This is a genomic window from Actinomadura sp. KC345 (assembly GCF_004348515.1).
Classification (GTDB): domain Bacteria; phylum Actinomycetota; class Actinomycetes; order Streptosporangiales; family Streptosporangiaceae; genus Spirillospora.
In genome coordinates this window covers 1-7,156 of record NZ_SMKH01000356.1, presented here as the reverse complement: position 1 = coordinate 7,156, position 7,156 = coordinate 1, and the positions used below count along the sequence as shown (strand labels likewise).

At 69.9% G+C, this 7,156-nt stretch carries 7 protein-coding genes; 2 read left to right on the top strand and 5 right to left on the bottom strand.

The window, feature by feature from the left end; translation table 11 throughout:
• Positions 1–225 precede the first annotated feature (225 nt).
• Both E1281_RS35090 and E1281_RS35085 read right to left on the bottom strand, forming a co-directional pair.
• On the bottom strand, positions 226–666 hold the full coding sequence (locus E1281_RS35090; RefSeq protein WP_131884007.1) for an ATP-binding protein: 441 nt from the start codon (positions 664–666) through the stop codon (positions 226–228).
• Between the two features lie 16 nt (positions 667–682).
• Positions 683–1,036: an STAS domain-containing protein gene (locus E1281_RS35085; RefSeq protein WP_021597910.1), complete on the bottom strand. Its 354-nt coding sequence runs from the start codon at positions 1,034–1,036 to the stop codon at positions 683–685.
• 252 nt (positions 1,037–1,288) lie between these two features.
• Here E1281_RS35085 and E1281_RS35080 point away from each other — a divergent pair, with 252 nt between their 5' ends.
• Positions 1,289–3,604: a DEAD/DEAH box helicase gene (locus E1281_RS35080; RefSeq protein WP_131884006.1), complete on the top strand. Its 2,316-nt coding sequence runs from the start codon at positions 1,289–1,291 to the stop codon at positions 3,602–3,604.
• An 18-nt stretch (positions 3,605–3,622) separates the two neighbouring features.
• Here E1281_RS35080 and E1281_RS35075 read toward each other — a convergent pair whose 3' ends face one another.
• Entirely contained in the window at positions 3,623–4,228 is a 606-nt protein-coding gene (locus E1281_RS35075) for a TetR/AcrR family transcriptional regulator (RefSeq protein ID WP_131884005.1), read from the bottom strand.
• Between the two features lie 56 nt (positions 4,229–4,284).
• On the opposite strand from E1281_RS35075, the gene E1281_RS35070 reads away from it, so the two are divergent.
• Entirely contained in the window at positions 4,285–4,701 is a 417-nt protein-coding gene (locus tag E1281_RS35070) for a VOC family protein (protein WP_131884004.1), read from the top strand.
• Between the two features lies 1 nt (position 4,702).
• Here E1281_RS35070 and E1281_RS35065 read toward each other — a convergent pair whose 3' ends face one another.
• Entirely contained in the window at positions 4,703–5,074 is a 372-nt protein-coding gene (locus E1281_RS35065) for a hypothetical protein (RefSeq protein WP_131884003.1), read from the bottom strand.
• Between the two features lie 404 nt (positions 5,075–5,478).
• Entirely contained in the window at positions 5,479–6,693 is a 1,215-nt protein-coding gene (locus tag E1281_RS35060; RefSeq protein WP_131884002.1) for a hypothetical protein, read from the bottom strand.
• Positions 6,694–7,156: the final 463 nt, after the last annotated feature.

The window sequence follows — 7,156 nt, the reverse complement described above, 5'->3', positions numbered from 1 at the left end:
CCCCGACCCCCGCGCCCCGAGACCCGGCTCTATGAACAGGTGCGGGGGACGACGACGGCCCCGCACGGGTCACGAGGCCGTCGGTTGATCGAGTGATAGGCGTCCGCCCACGGCCGGACCACCGCGCGACGAGCAAGCCCGGCCCTCGGGGGACAGGTGCGGGAATGACGAAGGCCCCGCCGGGGTGACGGGGCCTTCGGTCGCTTTCGGGAGGGGCGGGCGGAGTCAGATGGTCGCTTCCGCCTCGGCCGGCCAGCTCATCCGTATCTGGACTCCCTTGGGCGTCGTGGCGATCTCCACGTCGTCGGCGAGGCCGGCGATGACGGCCAGGCCCAGTTCCGCGGTGCCCTCGCCCAGGCCGTACTCGAACTCCTCCGTGTCCAGGGGTGTGGGGAGGCCCCCCGTCGCGTCCTCTCCGGGGACGGTGTCGCTGACGGTCACCTCGAAGCGCCGGTCGGCGCCGCTCAGTTCGAGGCGGACGGGCTCGTCCGGGCAGTGGCGGCGATGCGCCTCCACGGCTCGCGAGCACGCCTCACCCACCGCGAGCCTGACCTCGTCCAGAAGCGGCTCCGCGACGCCGCTGCGGCGGGCCACGGCGGTCACGATCAGCCGGGCGGTCCGGACATGGACGGGCAGCGCACTGAAGGACAGTTCAACGGTCGACATCTCAGCTACAGGCCGCCTACTTGGCGCCCTTGCGCTTCTCCTCGGCCTCGGCGATCGAGTCGTGGATGCCGAAGACCTTGGTCAGTCCCGTGATCCGGAAGATCTTGAGGATGCGCTCCTGGGTGCACACCAGTTCCAGCGATCCGTCGTGGGCGCGCACCCGCTTCAGTCCGCCGACGAGGACACCGAGGCCGGTGGAGTCCAGGAACTCGACCTTCTCCATGTCCACCAGCAGGTGGAACTTGCCCTTGTTGACCAGATCGATGAGCTTCTCGCGAAGCTTCGGCGCCGTGTAGACGTCGATCTCGCCTTCCACGTTGATGACGGTGAGGCCATCGTCGGTGGTGTAGTCGTTCACCTTCAGGTCCACAGATCCTCCAGCGCACCGTGCAGCACTATCTGATCCCGATCCTCGAACCTGCCAGAGCGGGCGGTTCGGCCATCGAGACTTCGCCGTGATTCAACCACGCTCCGGCGTCGTACACGCACGTTATCGCCCACACGGACGAAAGTTAGCGCCATCCTGTCTGACCTGCTGATCCAGTGGCCAGAACAGGGGGACGGGCTCACCGGCGCCGGGGCGTTCCCGTTGTTTTGCCCCGGCTGGCAAACTGAAAACCTGATGGGCGCCCAAAGATCTTCACCCCCTCTCGACCGGCTGCTCGCCGACCCCACGCGACGCGAACGCATCACCCATGTGGAGAGCGTTCCCGCACGTCAGGGCCGTCGTGCCGACTGGCCGGCCTGGTCACCGCCGCTTCTGGTCGAGCGGCTGGCCGGCGCCGGCATCGAGGCGCCGTGGGCGCACCAGGCCGCCGCGGCCGAACACGCCCGAGCGGGCCGCTCTGTGATCATCGCCACAGGGACGGCGTCCGGGAAATCCCTCGCCTACCTGCTGCCTTCCGTCGAGGCGATCTACTCAGGGGACGAGAACCCCCGCCGCGAGGGGACGGTCCTCTACCTGGCCCCCACCAAGGCCCTCGCCGCCGACCAGCTCCGCGCGCTGCGCTCCCTTCGCCTCACGCGCGTGCGGGCGGCGACCTACGACGGCGACACACCACCGGACGAACGGACGTGGGTCCGGCAGCACGCGAACTACGTGCTGACGAACCCGGACATGCTGCACCGGTCGATACTGCCCGGCCATACCCGCTGGTCATCGTTCCTGCGCCGTCTCCGCTACGTCGTCATCGACGAGGCGCACGGCTACCGGGGCGTCTTCGGATCCCACGTCGCGCACGTCCTGCGCCGCCTGCGCCGGCTGTGCGCCCGCTACCACTCCAGCCCGACCTTCATCCTGGCCTCGGCCACCACGTCCGAGCCCGCCACCACTGCGTCTCGCCTCACCGGACTGGACGTCGTCGCCGTCGACGACGATGCCTCCCCACGCGGCCCGGCGACTTTCGCGCTGTGGGAGCCGCCCCTCACCGAACTCCGGGGCGAGCACGGCGCCCCCGTGCGCCGCACCGCCACCGCTGAGGCAGGTGACCTCCTCGCGGATCTCGTTGTAGAAGGCGTCCAGACGCTCGCGTTCGTCCGCTCCAGGCGCGGCGCAGAGTCGGTGGCACTCAGCGCCAAGCGCGCTCTGCACGAAGTCACTCCCGCTCTGGCCGAGCAGGTCGCCGCCTACCGCGCCGGTTACCTCCCCGAGGAACGACGTGCCCTGGAAGCCGCCTTGCGCTCCCGTTCGATCATCGGCCTGGCGAGCACGAACGCCCTGGAGCTCGGCGTGGACGTCTCCGGCCTCGACGCCGTCCTCGTCTGCGGCTGGCCCGGCACGCGCGCGTCCCTGTGGCAGCAGGCCGGACGCGCCGGACGTTCCGGCCAGGCGGCCCTCTCGGTCCTGGTGGCCCGGGACGATCCGCTCGACACGTTCCTCGTCCACCACCCCGAGGCGATCTTCGGGACGCCGGTCGAGGCCACCGTGCTCGACCCCGACAACCCGTACGTCCTCGAACCTCACCTCTGCGCCGCGGCGTCCGAGATGGCACTCACCGAGGCCGACCTTCCGCTCTTCGGCCCCTCGACCGCCGACCTGCTGCCCGACCTCGTCCGCCGGGGTTTCCTCCGCCGCCGCCCCGCCGGCTGGTACTGGACACGCCGCGACCGGGCCGCCGGCCTGGCCGACATCCGGGGCGCCGGGGGCGACCCCATCCAGGTCGTGGAACTGGGCACCGGACGCCTCCTCGGCACCGTCGACGAAGCGTCCGCGCACACCACCGTCCACGAAGGCGCCGTCTACATCCACCAAGGCGACTCGTTCATCGTCCACACCCTCGACCTGGACGACTCCGTAGCGCTCGTCGAATCGGCCGACCCCGACTACTCGACGACCGCCCGCGACGTCACCGACATCTCCATCGTGGAACGGCTCCGCTCCGTCTCCTGGGGCGAGGCCACGCTCTGCTTCGGAACCGTCGAAGTCACCCGCCAGGTGGTCGCCTACCAGATGCGCCGCTTGCAAACGGGCGAGATGCTCGGCGAGAAGCCCCTGGAGCTCCCGCCCCGCACCCTCCGCACCCGCGCCGTCTGGTGGACGCTCTCCGACACCCAGATCTCCACCCTGGACGACCAGGACCTCGACCTCGCCGGCGCCGCACACGCCGCCGAACACGCCTCGATCGGCCTGCTTCCCCTGTTCGCCACCTGCGACCGCTGGGACATCGGCGGCGTGTCCACCGCCGTCCATCCCGACACCGGCCTCCTGACCGTCTTCGTCTACGACGGCCACGAGGGCGGCGCGGGCTTCGCCGAACGCGGTTACGCCGACGCCGGCGCCTGGCTCCACGCCACCCGGGACGCGATCGCCTCCTGCGAATGCGACTCCGGCTGCCCGTCCTGCATCCAGTCCCCCAAATGCGGAAACGGCAACGACCCCCTCGACAAGCGCGGCGCCCTGACCCTCCTGGCCACCCTCCTGGCCCAGGCTCCGACCTGACCCCACCAGGCGATTCGCTCAAGCGGCACGGAGCGCGTCGAGCATCCGGGCCAGTGCGGAGCGGACATCGGGCAGGTTCTCCTCGGGCTCACCCGATGCGGCGAGCCACAGCGCGGCCTCGTTCATGGCGCCCGACAGCAGATGGGTCAGCGGCGCGACCGGCTGAGGGGCGATCATGCCCGCACCGATCAACTCGGTGATCACGTCGGCCAGATGGCTCGCCGAGCCGGCCTCGTCCAGTGCCCGCCACTCGTTCCAGCCGAGGACCGCCGGACCGTCCACGAGCATGATCCGCTGGACGTCCGGGGCCGTGCTGGCGGTGAGGAACGCCTGGCAGCCCTCCGTGAAACGCGTCCACGGGTCGTCTTCGGCGTCGGCCGTCCGCGCCACGGTCGCGGCCACCTCCCGTTGGACCTGCTCCAGGACGGCACGGAAGAGCTCGGCCTTGCTCTCGTACAGGTGATAGAGCGCGCCCTTGGTGACGCCCGCCGCGCCGACGATCTCGGAGAGGCTCACCTCGGCGTACCCGCGCGTGGCGAACAACCGCCTGCTCTCACGCAGGAGCAGCTCGCGCGTCCGCTCCCGCCGCAGTGCCCTGCCGTTCACACGAACCCTCCTTGACATACCGCCGGTACGCCAGTGTAGCGTCACATACCAACGGTATGCGAAAGGAGATCCTCATGCGCCTGACCAGCTTCTACCCCGTGATCTGCACACCCCGGCCGGCGGAGTCCCACCGCTTCTACACCGGACTGCTGGGCTTCGAGACGACGTTCGAGGCCGACTGGTACGTCAGCCTGCGCCGCCCCGGAACGTCCCCCTACGAACTCGCCCTGCTCGACTACACGCACCCGACTCTGCCGGAGGCGTACCGCAAGCCCGTCCAGGGCCTTCTGCTGAACTTCGAGGTGGAGGACGTGGACGCCGAGTGGGGACGGCTCGTCCTCCATGAGGGCCTGCACCCCGAGCTCGACCTGCGCAGCGAGGACTTCGGACAGCGCCACTTCATCGTGGCCGACCCCAACGGCGTCCTCATCGACGTCATCACGCCCATCACCCCGTCCGAGGCCTACGAGGACCAGTACGCGACGCCGTGAGTCAGTTCGGAGCGATCCGCTGAGCGGGCACGGACGGGCGATCGTCAACCCCGCGCCGCGCCTGAGCCAGTGCCTGCTGCAGCTTCCGCCGCTCCATCTCCAGCGTCTGGAGGGACTCCTCGTGCTCGTCCCGCAGATCCCTCAACTCCCGGCGCATGCTCACCGCACGCTTGAACCCGAGCGCCGCGACCACCATCCCCGCCATGAACACGATGGCCACCACGGCCCCGGCCATGAAGACGTGCCACTGCTCCGTGATCCCCGGTACGGCGTCGCCGAACATGCTCAGCTGGGCCTCGCCCGCGTTGTCCAGCACCACGACGACACCGACCACGATGGCGGCGAGCGCGAGGACCAGCCCCAGGAAGATCATGCGGAGGGTCTCCTCTCCATCAGGCCCTCTGACACCCCCGAACGGGCTGGGCCGAAGCCGCGGACGATCCAGCAGCCTAACTCCTCCCAACCCCCCAAACCAGAACCCCATCACACAACCCCAAACACCCCAAACCACCACCGCCACGTCGCGCTCCGCCCTACCTTGCCTGCGAACCGCTGCCCACCGACCGAGCCACCAAAGCACCGACCAAGCCGTACCGCACCCACGACTGAACCGACCAAAGCGCACCACGACATGCCGACTGGCCGAGCAGGCAAAAGCACCTGCCCCGCCCCCGAAGCCACCCAGCCGAAGCCGGACGGCGGAGGTACGTGACCCGAACACCCCCACGCCGCCGCGGCGCACCGCCCCCGGACGACCAGACCGGCGGGCCGGCGGGGCTACCGACGCCGACGACGCTTGGGATCAGACTTGGCAATGCTGACGTCCACGCCGCTGGCGACCTTGCCGAGCGTCGCAGGACGGCGCACGGGCCTCGGCTTCCCCTGCGGCCGGTTCAGCACCTGCGTGTCGCCCAGGCGCGCGGGCCTCGAACTCCTGCCGCCCTTGTTGGCTTTGCCGATCGCCATGACCGGGGCCGTCTTGGCGAGAGCCTCGGCGCGGGCGATCTGCTCGCGGGACTTGCTGACCCGCTTGCGGCCTGTGCCGCCGCTCGCGATGCGGGCGGCCATGCCCTTGCTGCTCGTCCCCGCCTGGGTGGCGCGCAGCCGGCGCGTCCAGGTTCCGAGGTGCCCGGCGACGATCAGCAGGATCATCGCAATGCCCACGCTCTTGCCCCACTGGAGCCGGTCGGTCGCCGCGACGTTCTGGGCCTTCGGCGAGTCGGTGGCGATCTCGGGGGCGGGGTAGGTGATCCCGGGCGCCGCACCATCGGGCTGGACGGACGGGAGGGTCACCGGCGACTCGTTGTTGAACGGAGTCAGCGGGGTCCCGGCGCTGGGCGCGTCGCCGGCCGAGGGCAGGGACGGAGCGGAGCCTCCGGGCAGTGACGCGGAGCCTCCGCTCACCATGGCGCTCGCGGTGGAGGTGCTCGAGTACAGCGATCCGCCCGTCCCGGTGGGACGCCGCGCCCGGACGCCGACGGAGACCGGCCCGCTCGACCGGGTCAGCGTAACGCTCGTGGAGCAGCTCGTGCCCTGGCAGAGCGAGTTCAGCGAGCCGGACTTGGACTTGATCCCGGAACCCGAAAGCGCGTAGCCGTTGAGGTCGTCCTCAAGGCCGCGGTTCCACTTCACGACGAGCTTGTTGCCGGACGCCTTGGCGGACACACCGGTGGGCGCCGCGGGGGCGATGCGCACGATGAAGCTGTTGGAGTCGTAGATGTGACCGGTCTGCTTGCCCTTGAGGTAGACCTTGTAGCTGCCGTTCCGACGGATCGGGAACGTCCCGCTCATGTCGCCGGTGAAGCCCTTCTGCTGCAGGAAGGTGTCGCCGATCCCGGGCCCGGTCACCCACAACTGCATGGTGACCGCGAAGTCGAAGTGCGCCTTGGCGGTCAGCTCCGAGCCGCTCCTCACGACCGTGCCGTCGGCGGGGCTGATGACGCTTGTCGCGGCGGCCTGCGCGGGTTGTGCGGCGAGTACCGGGAAGCTCATCGCAAGGGGGGCCGCAAGCGCGACTGCACCGATCCTGCGGATGATGGTCACGGCCTCAATCCCTTCGACGCGTCCTGCTCGCCTCATCCCGCTGAGGGCCTCGCGGGGCACATGTGCCGACTGATAACTACGCGCTTACAGCAGCGTAACGTACCACCGGGTAGTAGAAGTCACAGGACGATGACAAAGAGGCGCGCTTTCCCATCCTCCGACCCCCTCCCCGGTCTATTGACACTCAGTGCAACGAGTTCTGCCGCGCCAGATTACTTCCTCCTGCGTCACAGGACCAGCCCTTGCCCGCGACAGGACCTTGACCGCCCCTATCCCCATCGGCACCATCACGTCCACCGCCACCGAAACCTCGACGACGTCCCCCTGAACCTGGCACCGCGCGAGCCGCGCCCCCGAGTCACCCGCGATCGCCTTCGCCTTTTCGCACGCGTCCCCCGCCGCGCCCTCCGCC